The organism is Vibrio sp. NH-UV-68, from assembly GCF_042940635.1.
In the GTDB taxonomy this organism is placed as follows: Bacteria; Pseudomonadota; Gammaproteobacteria; order Enterobacterales; family Vibrionaceae; genus Vibrio; species Vibrio pacinii.
Map to the genome: position 1 here is coordinate 143,179 of NZ_CP134976.1, position 15,606 is coordinate 158,784.

At 45.7% G+C, this 15,606-nt stretch carries 12 protein-coding genes; 2 read left to right on the forward strand and 10 right to left on the reverse strand.

From position 1 onward, the window contains the following. Positions 1 to 47 precede the first annotated feature (47 nt). The 6 genes from ViNHUV68_RS15070 to ViNHUV68_RS15095 all read right to left on the reverse strand — a co-directional run bounded on the left by ViNHUV68_RS15070 (position 48) and on the right by ViNHUV68_RS15095 (position 6,205). A complete protein-coding gene (locus ViNHUV68_RS15070; RefSeq protein WP_391091307.1) occupies positions 48 to 1,085 on the reverse strand; it encodes an OmpA family protein in 1,038 nt (345 codons plus the stop codon). Continuing rightward, positions 1,078 to 3,426, reverse strand: coding sequence for a fimbria/pilus outer membrane usher protein (locus ViNHUV68_RS15075; protein ID WP_391091309.1), 2,349 nt, complete (start codon positions 3,424 to 3,426; stop codon positions 1,078 to 1,080). Before ViNHUV68_RS15075 ends, ViNHUV68_RS15070 begins: the two co-directional genes overlap by 8 nt. Positions 3,427 to 3,435: 9 nt before the next feature. Then, positions 3,436 to 4,128, reverse strand: coding sequence for a fimbria/pilus chaperone family protein (locus ViNHUV68_RS15080; RefSeq protein ID WP_051686482.1), 693 nt, complete (start codon positions 4,126 to 4,128; stop codon positions 3,436 to 3,438). Positions 4,129 to 4,194: 66 nt separating this feature from the next. Further along, complete coding sequence (locus ViNHUV68_RS15085; protein WP_391091311.1) at positions 4,195 to 4,818, reverse strand: DUF1120 domain-containing protein; 624 nt, start codon at positions 4,816 to 4,818, stop codon at positions 4,195 to 4,197. Between the two features lie 32 nt (positions 4,819 to 4,850). Beyond that, positions 4,851 to 5,453: a hypothetical protein gene (locus tag ViNHUV68_RS15090; protein WP_391091313.1), complete on the reverse strand. Its 603-nt coding sequence runs from the start codon at positions 5,451 to 5,453 to the stop codon at positions 4,851 to 4,853. An 11-nt stretch (positions 5,454 to 5,464) separates the two neighbouring features. Beyond that, positions 5,465 to 6,205: a DUF1120 domain-containing protein gene (locus ViNHUV68_RS15095; protein ID WP_391091314.1), complete on the reverse strand. Its 741-nt coding sequence runs from the start codon at positions 6,203 to 6,205 to the stop codon at positions 5,465 to 5,467. A gap of 410 nt (positions 6,206 to 6,615) precedes the next feature. Between ViNHUV68_RS15095 and yegD the strand changes: the two genes are divergently transcribed. Together yegD and ViNHUV68_RS15105 are read left to right on the forward strand one after the other, a co-directional pair. Continuing rightward, positions 6,616 to 7,968, forward strand: coding sequence for a molecular chaperone (gene yegD / locus ViNHUV68_RS15100; RefSeq protein ID WP_391091316.1), 1,353 nt, complete (start codon positions 6,616 to 6,618; stop codon positions 7,966 to 7,968). Positions 7,969 to 8,153: 185 nt separating this feature from the next. Then, positions 8,154 to 9,179, forward strand: a complete 1,026-nt coding sequence (locus ViNHUV68_RS15105) for a diguanylate cyclase domain-containing protein (RefSeq protein WP_391091318.1) — start codon at positions 8,154 to 8,156, stop codon at positions 9,177 to 9,179. Positions 9,180 to 9,277: 98 nt separating this feature from the next. Here the strand turns inward: ViNHUV68_RS15105 and ViNHUV68_RS15110 are convergent, their stop codons facing one another. The 4 genes from ViNHUV68_RS15110 to ViNHUV68_RS15125 all read right to left on the reverse strand — a co-directional run bounded on the left by ViNHUV68_RS15110 (position 9,278) and on the right by ViNHUV68_RS15125 (position 15,551). Beyond that, complete coding sequence (locus ViNHUV68_RS15110; protein ID WP_391091320.1) at positions 9,278 to 10,471, reverse strand: DUF3103 family protein; 1,194 nt, start codon at positions 10,469 to 10,471, stop codon at positions 9,278 to 9,280. Between the two features lie 261 nt (positions 10,472 to 10,732). Beyond that, on the reverse strand, positions 10,733 to 13,126 hold the full coding sequence (locus tag ViNHUV68_RS15115; protein WP_391091322.1) for a collagenase: 2,394 nt from the start codon (positions 13,124 to 13,126) through the stop codon (positions 10,733 to 10,735). 155 nt (positions 13,127 to 13,281) lie between these two features. After that, on the reverse strand, positions 13,282 to 14,226 hold the full coding sequence (locus tag ViNHUV68_RS15120; protein WP_391091324.1) for a chromosome partitioning protein ParA: 945 nt from the start codon (positions 14,224 to 14,226) through the stop codon (positions 13,282 to 13,284). After that, positions 14,226 to 15,551: an endonuclease/exonuclease/phosphatase family protein gene (locus ViNHUV68_RS15125; protein WP_391091326.1), complete on the reverse strand. Its 1,326-nt coding sequence runs from the start codon at positions 15,549 to 15,551 to the stop codon at positions 14,226 to 14,228. The genes ViNHUV68_RS15120 and ViNHUV68_RS15125 overlap by 1 nt, the downstream gene beginning before the upstream one ends. Positions 15,552 to 15,606: the final 55 nt, after the last annotated feature.

The window sequence follows — 15,606 nt, forward strand, 5'->3', positions numbered from 1 at the left end:
TGGTAACGAAAACTTACCGATAGGATAAACCTAGCAATCCAGAATGTTTATTCATCACTCTCGTCCCCTTTAAGAATAGCTGGGCATACCTGGTCACACTGAAACTGTTGAATAACGATCTCAACGCGTCGACGACTATGATGGTGTGCTCCTAGTGTATGGTTAGAAAATACTGGCAGTTGTTCACCTCTCCCTTCAGTAGTGATCCATGCATTGGGCAGCCCTTTATCTACCAATGCTTGTCTCACCGATTCGGCACGCCGCTCCGACAAACGCTGGTTGTAACGAGTGGAACCCACTTCATCCGTATAGCCGACGATCCTAATCTTAGCCTGCTCACCCTGTTTTAACCCACTAACCAGTTGGTTAAGAGCCTGATGATGATCGAAGGATAGGTTGACATGGTCAAACTCAAAAGGGGGTAGCAGCCATTTAACATCACGAATCATCTCAGCTAATGTAGCCTTCTCCACCTTCGCCGGAGAAAGCGGCTCTGGTGGAGGTGTAGTTGTACTCTCCACATTCAAGGAGGTGAGGTGCTCCGTCGGAGATGCAGAGTCAGGCCGACCAAAATAATAATGAACACCAAGTATCCCTTGGTGCACATCAAACGTATCGCCTACACCAGGAGTCAGACGATAACCAAGGTGAGCAGCGAGATCATCGGTAAAAGCGTAACTCACGCCCGTTTCAAGAAGTGGAGACACACCCTGTTCAGCCCCGTGCCACGAAGTAGAAGTCCAATAAGTCACACCCAGACGACCGTAATAACCAAACCTAGATTGCGTTCGATGATAAGTGGCGCTCACACTATACAAGTCAGCTTCTAACTCTTCCATCTCTGGATCCTGCGTTGCAAAAAAAGTATAGCCTACTCCCACACTCAGTGAATCACTTATGGCTTTACCTAGTCCTAGCCCTAAAAATGGACGAGACACGAACTCATCCACCTTATTGCTCTGAACAGCTAACACTCCCAGTTCCATTTCCCCAAACCACTCTGAGGCAAAGGTAACCATAGGCAACGCACTCAAACAGACCACAACCCACACATTACAGCCCATCATCGGTCTCTCTTTATTCATGACATATCACCGAGGTTTCATAACTAGATGCATCTTGATTTTGAGAAAAATCTGGCGCATCAATTCGGCAATGCGCTTGGGACCCCATCTTAATAAAAAGAGGGTACGTAATAGCGTCATCCTCAAGTAAAACAAGTCCCTGACCAATAACGGTAGTAATGTATTCCCCCTCAAGAGTACTAACTAAAGCCCCCAGTTTCGGTCTCTCTCCTTTTTCCGTCTGGACCGACAAGACGACCGAATGGTGATGTGAGGCTTCAAACTGATGAAAGCCCACCGAGCCATAGGAAAGCTGAACATTTTTTTTGATAGAGTTTAATTTAACGTTATCTGGAATAGAGCTGGGCACTACCTGAATCACAGTATCCTGATAAGCAGGAATACGGTTTATTACTGCTAGGCCGGACTCATTCGTTACCTGTTGCGCCCCTCCCCCAGATAAAACAATATCTTTAGTATCGTCGATAGACACCACGGCAAAGGTTTCCCCAATAGGTGCTGAAGAAGCAATCAACTCCTTTTTGGCCAACACGACACCACCATTCAAACTGACATAGGAGGAATAAGTATGATTATCTGAAACACTCCCCCCAACAGAAACACTACCCAATCCTTTTTGAGTACTGTAAGAAGTGGCGACATTATCGCTGTCACCGCTTCGACTGTAGTCTAGCGACCATTGACCGTCGTCAAGCTGATTGCGATAAGATAGCCTATTATACCACTGGCTTGCGGTATAATTCGTGTTCCAAGAAGCCGTTTCTCTTGGGCCTAAAGGCACCTGAACGGTGACATAAACAGATTCGTCCTTCTCTCCCTCTTCGCTATGGCGTGATTGCAGATTAACCGACAAGTTCGCTATATTGAACGACTTACTGTAACTTAGTCCGTAGGTGGTGATGGCATCATCATTGTATTGAACGCTTTTGTTGTGATACATAGAAATACTGCCGTAATTATTCAGGCTCAAAGACGCGGACAAGGAGTAAGAGTAATCGGGCTTGTTATCGCTTTCTGTTGCATCACCGACATCACTTTCGCTGCGGTAATTTGGCGAGAACTTATTAAGCGCTACACCTACCGAGCCTCGCTTATCCCACCAGTTGGTATTGACACTGGTCTCTAAACTCCAGCCTAATCCGTTGAATTCATTATTCGAATATTTTTGTTTTATAAAACCACTCCAAAGATCGCCTGAATAATGGAACGTCCCGGCATACCCTAAGTACTGCTGATGGCCCAACCAGAGTGCGGAATAATCAAACCCCATGCCATTTAAAAAAGGCCCTCGATATTCAGCCAACACTAAGGGAGATCCCCCCCCTTCCTCCTCGCTTTCATAAGCGCCCAATGCAATGCTAAAACTAGCCGCCTGTGTGCTCGGCTTTCCTTCGGCGATGGTGGGCACCTCAAACGTGTCAACTTCCCCAAGACTGTTTTTGATCGACACGGACAACGGCCGCCCCGAGGTTATCCCAGAGACCTGTTCAATGCGGAACGAACCAGGTGGCACCATGGTAGTGTATATCACCCGATTGGCTTGCGAAATTTCCACCACAGATTGCTCTGTGACGGTGCCTTCGACAGGAATGAGCAATTGCTGAGATGGCAAGGAATAGTTGGTAGATGACCATTGCATACCAGTAAACCCCACACCACCAAAGCTATCACTTTTGGCTTGAAGCTGGCCGACTTGAAACAACGTACTTTTGTCGAATACCTCGGTCGCCAAATAAAACTCCTGATGGCTCAGCGACCACTCATTACGATAAAAGTTAACGTATTCACGACTTCTAAAAACCCAGTTATAGGCATTAAATCCCAGCTCTAAGTCTCCATTCAACGAAGGAATACGCTCTGTTTGCGACTGAAAAACACTGCCATAGATTCGATAGTTCATCAGCCCTGCCACCCCTCCAGTGTCATAGGGTAGAGGGGCGTCTGAGGTATCAATGTATTCATTGGGCAATGTTAGGTGCACAGCATTTTCGTCTGGCAGATAACGCACCTCCAACAATAAGGGTGGTGCGCAGCTATCCCCAAAATAAGTGGATTTTAGAGTCAGTGCTTTCGCTAAGGCTTGGTCAAAACACAAGGTGCCATCAGATTGAAAAAACAGAGCGCTTTTTTTCTTTATTGAACTATTAATTACCACTTCAACGGCGTTGTCCCCAGGATAAAACTTTTTATCGGTAGCAAAAAAGTCTGCCACATCTGAAGAAATACCGCGACTCTCCAACAAAGCCTTATCAAAGACTACAAAGCCTTTCCCCTCTTTGGCATATACTAGCGAAAAAGCCCATCCCCATATAAATATCCCTCCAATGATGATCCATTTCATCTTATCTCACTACTGCCCCCAAAATGTGACATCTTTGAGTTTGTACCCATAACGACTCAATGGAGAGAGCACTAACCCTTGCGACTCTGCACCAATGGGAATGTCAGGCAAAGTCACGCGCTCTCCGGGACGAAGGTAAGGCTGCCCAAAGCCAACGGTTTTACCCGTTTTTACCAGCGTAACTTGTGGTATGAGTCTAACCACTTGGCGAGAAGGGTTATGCAGAATCAGCGTATCGGATTTTCTGGTCAGAGTTAAAGCCTCCCAAGGAGTGCCACTAGGTACCCAGTTATCGGGTGTAATAAGAAACCCTATTTCCTGACGAACGGGAATACTGATGTTGTTTGCTCGTGGCTGGCCGACCCCTTCAAATCCCACTTTCAACAGGTACTCTCGGTCGATAGGATCGCCTGGGCGCAAAGTAAAGGTGACGTATTGCGTACTGTCAGCATTGACTCGGGTTACAGGTGGGTTAATCAACACCCTATCGGCGAAGGCTTCATCCCCCGGCAAGTCTTCTAAAGTCGTCAAAAGAAGCATCGGAGTCTGTCCCGTATTTGCCACATTGAAGGTGACATCCTGTTTACCCGCCTCTAAAATGACGGTGTTGGTTTGTAGCTTAAAACTGGTCGCTAACACAGGAAAAGCCAAAAGGGTGGCCAAAAGAAAAGGCAATATTGCCTTAGGTTTAAACCTCAACATTAAAGAAACCTCTCATCAAACAGGAAGATTAACTCCTCCTGTTTGTTGTACATCAATACTTTAGTGTTAAATACTAAAGGCAAAGTTCATGGTAGCTGAACCATCTAGTTCAACGTTACTCACAATTGGCCCGAAATCAGAGCTTCTACTCAAGTAAGGAGTAATTTCCACATCTGCCTGAAAATTTCTGCCACTCTTTAGCTTACTGCTCCCTTCTGCCCAGCCAGTCACATAGGTAGAACTATTGGTTAGAACCACGCTTTCAACAGCATTGAAACTGCTAGTTTCAGACTGCATCAATTTAGACAGTTCCCCATCAACAGAGGCGTTTATAACTCTACCTGTGTAATAACCTATATTCCCTTGGTCTCCGTTTTTACCAAGACCAAACCTGGTTGTTGATGACGAAGTCACAGAATCGCTGCGATTGTCCACCGTTTTGAATGTCAAATAAGTGGTCGCATCACAGTTAATCGTGTAGGTTTGCTTTACGGTTCCCAGTTTTTTATCTTCCCTTCCAACCTGAGAAGAAGAAATCTCTCCAAAGTTGTATACACCTGCCTCGCTGGCAGTCACGGTACATGAAGGGGCCCTCACTGTCCCAGAAACCGTCAGTTCTGAATTCGGTGCGGGAGCGGCCATGGCAGAGCCTGCAATAATGAGTAAGCTTGGAAAAAAAAGCATTTTCATAAGTTTCAACTCCTTTGTTTTATTCAACATATTCAGATACCAAAACGAAAGTTCATCGTAAATGACCCATTTAGATCAATATTTTCCGCCGCGGCTTCAAGCCTCGCAAAGCTAGGGTGTACCGACAGGTCTGCTGTAAAAGTTTTCCCCACGCTCAAGGTGTTACTCGTGTCAGACCAACCAATAAAAGCGTTAGGTCTCGTATCTAACCACTGCTCTTGTGACGGAGTAAACAACCCAAAAGAATCAGTGTCAAAGGCTAATTTTTTATCAACGCCATCGACCATTGCGTTGTCAATCTTGACTTGGTAAGTACCGATTTTTTCCTCATTGTGCGTACCGAAACCAAATGAGGTGTTAGAGCTAGCAGTTGCAGTTCCAGCACGGTTGTCCACTGCGCTGAACAACATATACGTCTCTGCACTACAATTGATAGTCAGAGCCTTGGTAACCACGTCAGCTTGAAGTGTTGACAACGAAATTTGGCCAAGATCAAACCTTTGACCATCCTCAGCAGCTACCGTGCACGATGGAACCGAAACGATACCCTTGACTATAATCTCAGCGGTCGGCGTACTAGCCAGAGTAACTGAGGTCAGGAGCATGGAAGGAAGAGTAATAAATAGAGTTTTCATTAATTACCTCACTAAATACCAAAAGAGAAATTCATTGTCATAGAGCCTTGTAGACTCACATCCGTCGTGACATCACCAAAATCGCTGTTTCGTGCCAATATTGGTTGGATAGTGATGTCAGCAGAGAATTTTTGACCCGCATACAGGGTGTTTTTTGCCGCAGCCCAAGCGATCCACATGCCATTCTTAGAGGGAAAGAAAACCTCATCATAAACATGGAAGCTTCGGTCTGAGGGCGAATGGATAGAATAATCAGGATAGCCTGCACTGCCCGTATATCCTCCAGCTTTTGCAGGTTGGCCATCAACGCTGAGGTCACTTATGAGGGCAGTGTAGTAGCCCACCTTACCCTCGCCATTAAAGCCCAGACCAAAGGAGTTGTAAGAATTATAGGTCACGCTGTCTTGTTGATTATCAACGCTGCTAACCATTAAGTAGGTCTGACCATCACACAAAATCTCCCAAGTTTGAGCTTTGGCCGGCAGCTTGGTTTCACTTGAGCTGAGTAAAGTGTGGGAAATATCTCCGAAATCGTAATCTCCACCTTGTGGAGCTTCTACGGTGCAACTATTAGGGACAATCTTTCCAGACACAGCAAAGGTGATAGAAGGGCTATCAGCCAACACTGAAGGGGCAACAGATATAGACATCATTAAGATGTTGATGGTTTTCACTGTCCTTGACATACATACTTTTGTATATCTCCTAAAAAAGGGGACATTTGAATGTTCCTTTGTCACTGCTTTTTCCATAATTATTGTTCTCCAAAATGGGGTTGTTTGAATAGAGGAACTTAACTGCCTCGTTAAAACGCTCAGCCGTTCAGACGGATATAGACAATAGGGAGGTCGCAAGGGTATAGAATAGGTCGCACAGTGGTGCGATCACACTAGTCACATCATCCATCGCGAACCAACCCCAAATAAAAGCTATCAGCATCAGTCAAGACGACGCGGTTGATCTTGGTTTTTTTAATAGCGCATAGCAAACAAACACAATGTTTAATTTTTAACCTGATACATTTTTGACAACACTTAAGTGGCATGTGCCACATGTGATTAATCCTTACTTGTTTTTAGCGACCAAATTATGTATTGAATCGGTCCCTAAAGTGGGTAAACTTGCTCCCCCTTTTTCACTATGGTTTGAAATGGAGCGAAATATGTACATCGGATTTGACTATGGCACCGCTAACTGCTCAGTTGCCGTCATGAAAGATGACCAGCCCACGCTGGTTCAGTTAGAAGGTGATCAGACTTATATTGCTTCCACGATTTGTGCACCGACTCGCGAGTCCATTACCGAGTCCTTGTTTCGTCATCACAATATCAAACCCAGTGACGCCGTCGGTGAGCAGCTCCTTCGCGCCGCTATTCGCTTCAACGATGAAGAAGGTATTGATGTCACTCCGAGCGATATTTTATTCGGTGATGCGGCACTAAAGCAGTACTTGAGTGACCCTGACGATCACTATTTTGTCAAAAGCCCGAAATCCTTTCTTGGCGCAACGGGACTCAAAGCACCACAGATACGCTTTTTTGAAGATCTGGTGTGCGCCATGATGGTCAATATCAAAAATCGCGCAGAAACACAGCTCGCACAATCGATCGAGAGCGCGGTCATTGGCCGCCCCGTGAACTTTCAAGGAACCGGTGGTGACAAAGCCAACCAACAAGCAATCGCAATACTGGATGCCGCAGCAACACGAGCGGGCTTTAAACAGGTAAGCTACCAATTTGAGCCCGTCGCTGCAGGAGTAGATTTTGAAGCAACTCTGACCAAAGATAAGTTAGTGTTGGTCGTCGATATTGGTGGTGGTACAACCGACTGTTCACTCTTAAAAATGGGCCCAGAGCGCGCGAAAAAAAGTGATCGAAGCGATGACTTAATCGCTCACTCCGGTTGCCGTGTCGGCGGAAACGACCTCGATATTAATGTCGCTTTTCAGCAGATTACTCCGTATTTTGGCCGAGGTAGCGAGCTGTTTAGTGGCCGCGCAATGCCATTGACCCAATTTTGGAATCCGGTGGCGATCAATAGTGTTACCGCTCAGGGTGATTTTTATGCAGCAAGTAACCGCATGGCCCTTCGCGACTTGCATAAAGAGGCCAAGCAGCCACAGCAACTGGCACGCTTATTAGAAGTCTATCAGAACCGTTTAGGTCATCAGTTAGTCCGTGGTGCTGAGCTCATGAAAATTGCACTATCGAGTGCAGACAACGCAATTGAACACATTGTCCTGCGCGACGAAAAACTCATGATTGAGTGTAACCGTAGCGATTTTGCCCAAGCCATCGAGAGTACCTGCCTCAAGATAAGTCAACTGATTGATGAAGTATTACTCCAATCAGAAACCAAACCCGATGTCGTGTATGTCACCGGGGGTAGTGCTCGCTCGCCGATGCTGCGCGCACTGATTGAACAGCAATTACCCGGCATTGAAATGGTCACAGGTGACTACTTTGGGTCTGTCACCGCGGGCTTAGCACGTACCGCGCAGCATCATTTTGGTTAAATACATTTACAATTGATCATGCTTTAGTGTGGGCTTACTTGCCGCTGATTATTGCGCTTACTATTGATGGAACTATATTTATAACTGTGCGTCATCAATGTTTTTATTTAGATTAGGGGGCATTTGAGAGTTGGGTTGAGCGCTGCGACTGAGCGGTCTCATACTCATATTGGTATTCAATCTAGATGGATCTATTTGAGGAATGTATGCCGTCACATGAGAAACTGATACAAGTCATCAATATCCAGTCAGAGATAGTGAAACTGGGGCTTGATCTCGGCATGATCATGCAATTTGTTGTCGAGAGGACTTTATCCCTGGTTGACGCAGACGGCGCTGTAATTGAACTGGCTGAACAAGATGCGATGGTCTACCGCGCAGCCTCTGGGATCGCGGCCAAAAGCCTTGGTCTGCGGCTTAGTATTGGCTCAAGCTTATCTGGAATGTGTATTACCTCTGGTGAGATTTTAACCTGCCCCGATTCAGAAATGGATACTAGGGTTGATAAAGCGGCCTGCCGTAAGATGGGGATTCGTGCCATGGTTGTGCTGCCGTTAACCTACCAAGGCAAAACTATTGGGGTGCTCAAAGCCGCCTCTTCTCAAGCGCATAAATTTACCCAACCAGACATATTCTTACTAGATAAACTCGCCATCATGGTGGCTGCGATGATGTCTTTGTGTGAAAAATATGACCGCGATGCACTATTCATTAAAGCCACTCACGACGACATGACCGGGCTCGCCAATAGGGCGCTGTTTATGGATCGATTTCGCACTACTGTTGCTCAGTGCCAAAAGTTTGATCAGCAGTCCGCTGTTGTTATTAGTGACTTGGACGGGCTGAAGAGGATTAACGACAACCATGGGCACCGCGCCGGAGATGCCGTGATTAAAGAGTTTGCCCAACGCGTTCAACAAGTCAGTGACGTATCCAATACCGTCGCGAGATTGGGAGGCGATGAGTTCGGCGTTATCCTCTCTCCAATCAACCAAGTGAAAGACGTCGAGACTTTTGTTTACAACCTTGAATCAAACTTGGTAGCACCGCTGCATTTTGAAAACCAAACCATCAAGCTCAGTACCAGTTGCGGTTACGCATTAATCCCAAGCGACGGACTGGAAATCGATAACTTAATCGATCTCGCCGACAAACGAATGTATGCGGCTAAGCGTTTACGCTATACCAAGCATAAAACCCAACGTCACTAACGTCATTCTCGCGTAGCGGCAGTCTGGTTAAGACAAGACTAAATATTAACCAACGTCTAAGTAACAATGGGATCTTGCGATCCCATTTTCTATTTCATTTACTCAGTTGGCTCAATCGTCACTGGCTTAAAAGTCGCAGTGGCATTTCCCCCGGCGCCCGGGCGGTCAATATAGGGCGTGTTTTGCATTAGCGTGTAATAAACGTCTACATAATCATCGTCATTAGTAAGAACGCCATCAGGAATAACATCGATGATCTTACCTGTGATTTGGGCGATGATCGCATAGCCTTGCACTTCTGGGTCTGGGATCATTTTCAAGATCTCGCCAGCGGCACTGATCAGGAGTTTAGCTAACTCTTTATAATCTGTGCCATCATCTTGCTCCATCAAAATCATATCGACCGCGCCCCAACGGTAACGAGGCCACAAGATGATGGTCTGCCCTGGGTAGTAATCTTGGCCATCATAGTCGAGGTATGGCATTTCGACGAGATCGATTTGTGGTTCGGCGCGGCTTGGGTCAACACCAGTGATGATCGCATAAACTTCAGCTTTACCCGAGATCCAAGGTTCTTGGTCGTCATTTAGACGGATTTTAGTCAACTGGGTAGTGCTCAAAGGTTGGATATCTTCAGACATCACTGAACGACGGACTTGATTGATTTTCGTTTTCACCTCCGGCTCATCTATGGTCAGGTTCGTTTGCTGGCCTAAACGCTGCATTTCAGCCTGCATCGCTTGAAGACCAGCGCGCAGTTCTTTGGCGCCGTTGCTGTCGACAACCAATACTGGTACATCAGGCAGTTGATAGACATCAAGCTGGTGAAGCTGACCGTAGATATCGTACGCCTCAATGTATTGCCAGTTTGAGTCATCGCCAGCAGGCTCAAACGCGAACAATGGGCTCTCGCCTTGTTGCCATTTTTCGATCATAGAGACATCAGCGATACGTAATTCAATCAAAGAATCCGTAAAATCATCGACTCCTTTCATAGATCGGTAATTTTGATCGGCTTTTTGTAGCTGACGACTAAACGCCGAGTAGGGTTGAACCGCTTGAATATCAGAGATAGACGCAGAGAGGTGTTGCTCTGTAATCCGATTTTTTAAGCTCGATTCCAAACTTTGGTATCGCTGACTGAACTGAAGTGCCAACTGTTGTTTTTGCTGGCTGATTCGCTCCACTTTAGACGCTGTGTCTAAAGATTGGAGATCGATAGAATTTGCATTGGCTTGAAAGCCAACCACTGCCGTTGTAAGCATTAAGCTGATGGAAAGATTCGGTCGCATTAAACGTTCCTTGTTGTAATAATCATCAGTAGTAGAGCTTTTGCTCTTACCTTTACAACCTAATCAGCTTCATTGATGAGAGGAAGAAAAATGATTAGTTTCTAAACAAAATTCTTGCTCAAGATCACTGTATAACATTTCTTTCTTGGTATTTAATATTGCTTAACTCGTAAATTTAAAATTTTAAAATTAATAATTTGACATTTAAAATATAATAAACTAAGGCACTAAAATTAGCACCTTAGTCATAGGTCTTGTCGGTTAGTAAGCCGTAAATAACTCAACCACACTATTTGGTTGCTGTGCTGACAGGGTAAAGTGCACATAACCCGGTTTTTCGACCTCAAATTCAAGGTATTGATTTATTCCCTGACCTTGTGTGGAAAAGTCATATTGCTGCATTGATGCCCACCCTTCTAATCCAACAAACATACTGACTGGACTTTGGTCTGCTTGCTTTCCTGTTAACCAGACTCGCACGATACCCGGTCTATTGACATACAAACCAGCGTACCGAATTTGATTGATAGTCAGTACATTCGCCTGACTATTTTCCACAACAATAGGTGTGCGCTCATCGGTTTGTTGAACACTCTTACTCTTAGCGTAGGTCTTCACCTCAACAGCTCGGAACGATTCACGTGCCGTCAAACTGAAATAATAACGCCCCGGTGCAACTAACCCATTTGCTTGAGTTTGAAATTCAATCACTTCGTCACTACCCAGTCCAAAATGAGAAGTTTGGTAATCATAATAATGAGCAACGTTTTGGTAACTAGCATACAGATCGGCATCACCATCACCAGTGATTGATACATTAAACTGTTCAGTACCTTCGGGGACATCTACATAGAAAAGGTGTTCCTGGTAAGCTTGAGCTGAAAAGCTTTGTGTATGATTAAGCGCAAGGCTTGTGATCTGCTCCACGTTAGGTTGATCAATATCATCTGCACCATTACCAGATGAATCTTTCGCTACTATATCCAACCAATCAGAAAATTCTTGGTCAAGGGCAACACCTAATGAAGTCACCTCTTCAGCCCACTCTAGGTAGTTTCCAGCTCTTGCATACTGCAAAAGAGTATCAACTTCACTAGGGTGCTTTTCGAACATAAAGCGCACCGCTAAATAGCCCCAGCGATAAATACGATTCACATCGTGCTGGTAGTTGGTGACAAACACCTCACTCAGCGATAAATTTTGCGAGCCGATGAGTTCAAGCGCAGCCTGATAATCTTTCTGGTAATGCATGTACTCAGCAAAGCCCTCTAGCCACCAGACAATATGGCCCTCACTCAGCGTGTCATTGAACCCCCCATACAGATTAAAGCGGCCGTCAAGGTAATGAACGTATTCATGCTCTAAGTTAAGGATCGCCAACTCATCGCTCGCATAACGGTAAGCTAAAAAGCGCGCCACGTTGGCAGGTTGGTTGGGGTTTCCTTCAAGATACTGACCGCCATTATCGGTGCTATTACCGAACAAAAAATTTGAATAGGTGGTGTAGGCAGCGTTGTCTTGCCACACCACAACTTCAACCTGACTGTTGTTATCATCTGCGACAGGAATCTGGCCTGAATTCACCACTTGATGGAAGTCCGCTTCTTTGTCATTGAGGATGTCACACGCATGCTGTGCTTGTTGTTGAGTCAGATTCTGCGAGCGAATAATCGCAGCACCGTTGCATTCAAATCGATGTGCCAATAAACGCTGTTCTAACTGCGCTTTACTCGCTGCAATGTTCAGTTCGCGCGCTTTGTCTGGTGCATAGTGTGCCACCATTTCCGCTGCTCCGACCCACAGCTTTTCTTGCTCAGAACCAAGCGGGTAACGGCTCAAAATATGCTCTAGAAACGGCATGACTTGCTGATTCAGCTGAGTGTTTCGTCCTGCCAACAAGCGGCCAGTTTCACGCACTGCGTTATAAACCAAGAACTCGGCATCTGTGCCAAGCGCCCATAAGTTGTTGTCGACAAAACGCTTCAAGCGTTGCACATACGCTGGGTTACGTACTAATTCCGCGTAAAACTCATCTCGTACCACATGCCCATTCATAGCTCGGAATAGATTGTTCAATCCGTCAACATAGCGTAGGTTTTCGCTGCTTTGACGGTTAAACGAGTCGAGCAAAGAGATCATTGAATCCATCGTAATGGGCAGTTGTTTAACACTATCCACCAGTAGAGTAATGGAAGACATCGCCTGTACCTGTTCAAGACCTAAGTTGGTGGCGTAACCTGAACGAATAAAGCGATCTGAGAGCTGAGCGATAGAACGACTGAACGGCTCACTGAAATAGCCATACTGATTTTGAGTCGCGTAGCGAGCGTAATAGGCCGCTTTAAGCAGCTCACTCATATTGGCAATACGTTGCGCTTGCCCTTTTTCGGCCCGGTACTGGTCTACTTCTGCGGACAAACGCTGAACCAGCGGAGCCAGTGATGCTTCGCTGTACAGCGTCAAAGCCGCTTCTGATGGCGCATTAAACCAGGATTGGTAGCATGTTTGTTCGGCACCAGCGACACGCTCTATCCAAGCTTGGTTATGAGTTAAATCTTGATAATCACATTGTACGTTAGCGTGAGCGTAACTACTCAAGCCACTCAGTAGACAAGCACCCGCAACTTTGACAAGCACCCATTGACGTTGTTTCATTATTAACACCCTGTTTTTAATAATAATTTGCTGGCGCTTTATAACAAACATCAATGAAATGACTAAAATAACAACAGTTGCGTTTTAGACTCTGATTCAGAAATATGTCCCCTAACCCATCAAGCAATCGTTTCCATTAAACACTTATTTAACAATTAGTTAATACTAAAAAACTCAATACGAAACTGATCAATCTGCTGTTGGTAGTAGGCTTGCCATTGCGAATCACTCATCTGAGCGAAAGTTGTTGTGCGTTGAGAACTTAATGAAAACTTAAGCTCAGAGAGCTGACTCTGGTAGTCCATCACCTGTTGCTCTTGCGTGGCAACTTGCTGCTGGCGAGCAAGAATATCGCTCACCTGCGTAGGCGTCAGATAGAGAGACGATAACTGCTCAACCACCTGCTGCCTTTGCGCTAACGTATAGTTTGATGGAAGCAAAGTTAGCGCTTTCTCAAACCTAGCAACATCGCTTGTGAGACTCAGCGTGGCCTCATTAGCTTGCCAGCGTTCAATAAGCTGTTGGTATTGCTGCACATACTCCTCAGCAGGTTGCGATATAAGAGATTGCGCCTCTAAGGAGAAATCGTAGAGTGTAAACTCGTCAGCCAGAACTCGGCTTGACTCTAGCCCCCACACCATTTCAGCCTGCCGCTTCACTTGTGCCACTTTTTCCGCCAGTGTCGCAAACTGATTTAGCTCCATAGAGCCGATACTGTATTGCCACTGCTGCTTTAACTCTGGGTAATTCGCCACTAAGTCGTAGTCTTGATCAGACAGTGACGAGCTCAACTGTGCCAATTGGGCTTGGCAATTTTGCTCGCTTTGACACGTCAGCCAAAACGTCTCCAGTTGCTGCTGTAGTGCTCGTCCCTGTAACTCAGAAGGTGTCACAGATGAATCTGCCGTGTCTTGTGAGGCAACCTTTCGCTTTGATGGTACTTGCTTGAAAAGCACACTCTGGCTTAACGAAACTTGAGAAGAATCAGCGCGAGCCACATTGCTCTCGACTGACGGCAACGGGTTATCTGGCCCGAAGGCTAACCAACCGACAATGCTCGCCAAAAAGACGAGCATTAAGATTAACAAGAGGCGAAACATTACTTAATCACCGCAGTAACAGGAAAGTGATCCGATAGATTGTAGTGTGTCCACAGACGCTCATCGGTGGAACGCGGTACATCAACTCGATTGTCACTTGATGATGCAATCCGGTACTCATTACTAACCATCACGTAATCTAAATACTCAACGTTTTCTTCCCCTGACGTCACTTCTCCGGCAAAGTCGTTGATGCGTGGATCAAACGTTGAAGCGCTGTAGCCAGAGTAACTTGGCTCAACCGCGCTTAAGTTAGCGATCATCTGTTGGTAATCGCTAGGGAACTTAAGTTTGTTAACGTTAAAATCGCCGCTGTAGACCACGCTTTCACTGTGGGGAATATCGAGTGATTGAGCAAGTTGACGCATCTGTTTGAATTGGCGTTGACGATAATCGCGCGCGGTATCAGTATCGTAAGACGCCGTATGAGTGGCAAAAACATGGTATGCCACTCCCCCTTTGATCACTTCTGCATAATTCACGCCTTTGTCAGCAAAACAGTCAGTACCGGTACAGTCTGGAAAAACATATTGCGCTTGATTAACAATCGGGTAACGGCTAACAATCATCACGCCACCGTCGTAAATATTAAATCCGTCTTTGTCGAGCATGGTTGTCTGATATGGGTACTCTTTAGCTAACTCACGTAAAAAAGCTGCTCGCCCACTGGCAAACACCTCTTGCAGCACAAGCACGTCGTAACCTTTGACATAATCAGGAATCAAATCAAAGCGTTCTCCAATGTGTAAAGCAATCGCAGGAAGTGCCCAAATGTTATAAGTCATCATTTTTAGCGTGTTGGCATCTTGCTCAACCGTCTCATCGTTTTTTTGCGGCGTAATAGTGTAATGCAGGTCGTCATAGCGCGCCGTCTTCATCGATTTAAAAGCAAGTTCGGCACGGCGTTCGCCAAACGCTTGGCTAGTAAAGCGGTGGACGTTGCGATCATTGTGCAGTGAAAGAGCCACATCCGTCGCTGAGACACCATGCTCAAGTGTTGAATTGTACCAATGCCCTTTCATCACTTGCTGCAAAGTAACGCTTTCACCAATGGAGTTTGAAACCACCGTATTAAAACGGTACGTCTCACCCGACTTAACCCCTTCCCAGCGATTAAAACTCAACACCGGTTTGGTTTCCCAAGGGCCAAGGGTTTCTGTATGTTGCTGCCACTCTTCGCCATATTTGAGAAAATCAGAACCTTCCTGACTAACTTGAATGATCAAGGGCTGTGCCGAGTTGTTGGTGAGGTAAACATCGGTATCAGCAAAAACTGCGTTTGCCATCAGAGAGGCTAAAGCGATAGAACACTGCTTAAGATTCATTACGTTATCCTTGTTTGATTTTGTTTGGTGGCTCGAATCTAGAGCATATGCTTTA

Bases quoted from the DNA above. Each gene is read 5' to 3' on its own strand.
- yegD (WP_391091316.1), top strand. From the start codon at position 6,616: ATGTACATCGGATTTGACTATGGCACCGCTAACTGCTCAGTTGCCGTC.
- ViNHUV68_RS15125 (WP_391091326.1), bottom strand. From the start codon at position 15,551: ATGAATCTTAAGCAGTGTTCTATCGCTTTAGCCTCTCTGATGGCAAAC.
- ViNHUV68_RS15105 (WP_391091318.1), top strand. From the start codon at position 8,154: ATGGATCTATTTGAGGAATGTATGCCGTCACATGAGAAACTGATACAA.
- ViNHUV68_RS15120 (WP_391091324.1), bottom strand. From the start codon at position 14,226: ATGTTTCGCCTCTTGTTAATCTTAATGCTCGTCTTTTTGGCGAGCATT.
- ViNHUV68_RS15115 (WP_391091322.1), bottom strand. From the start codon at position 13,126: ATGAAACAACGTCAATGGGTGCTTGTCAAAGTTGCGGGTGCTTGTCTA.
- ViNHUV68_RS15080 (WP_051686482.1), bottom strand. From the start codon at position 4,128: ATGTTGAGGTTTAAACCTAAGGCAATATTGCCTTTTCTTTTGGCCACC.
- ViNHUV68_RS15085 (WP_391091311.1), bottom strand. From the start codon at position 4,818: ATGAAAATGCTTTTTTTTCCAAGCTTACTCATTATTGCAGGCTCTGCC.
- ViNHUV68_RS15070 (WP_391091307.1), bottom strand. From the start codon at position 1,085: ATGAATAAAGAGAGACCGATGATGGGCTGTAATGTGTGGGTTGTGGTC.
- ViNHUV68_RS15095 (WP_391091314.1), bottom strand. From the start codon at position 6,205: ATGGAAAAAGCAGTGACAAAGGAACATTCAAATGTCCCCTTTTTTAGG.
- ViNHUV68_RS15090 (WP_391091313.1), bottom strand. From the start codon at position 5,453: ATGAAAACTCTATTTATTACTCTTCCTTCCATGCTCCTGACCTCAGTT.
- ViNHUV68_RS15110 (WP_391091320.1), bottom strand. From the start codon at position 10,471: ATGCGACCGAATCTTTCCATCAGCTTAATGCTTACAACGGCAGTGGTT.
- ViNHUV68_RS15075 (WP_391091309.1), bottom strand. From the start codon at position 3,426: ATGAAATGGATCATCATTGGAGGGATATTTATATGGGGATGGGCTTTT.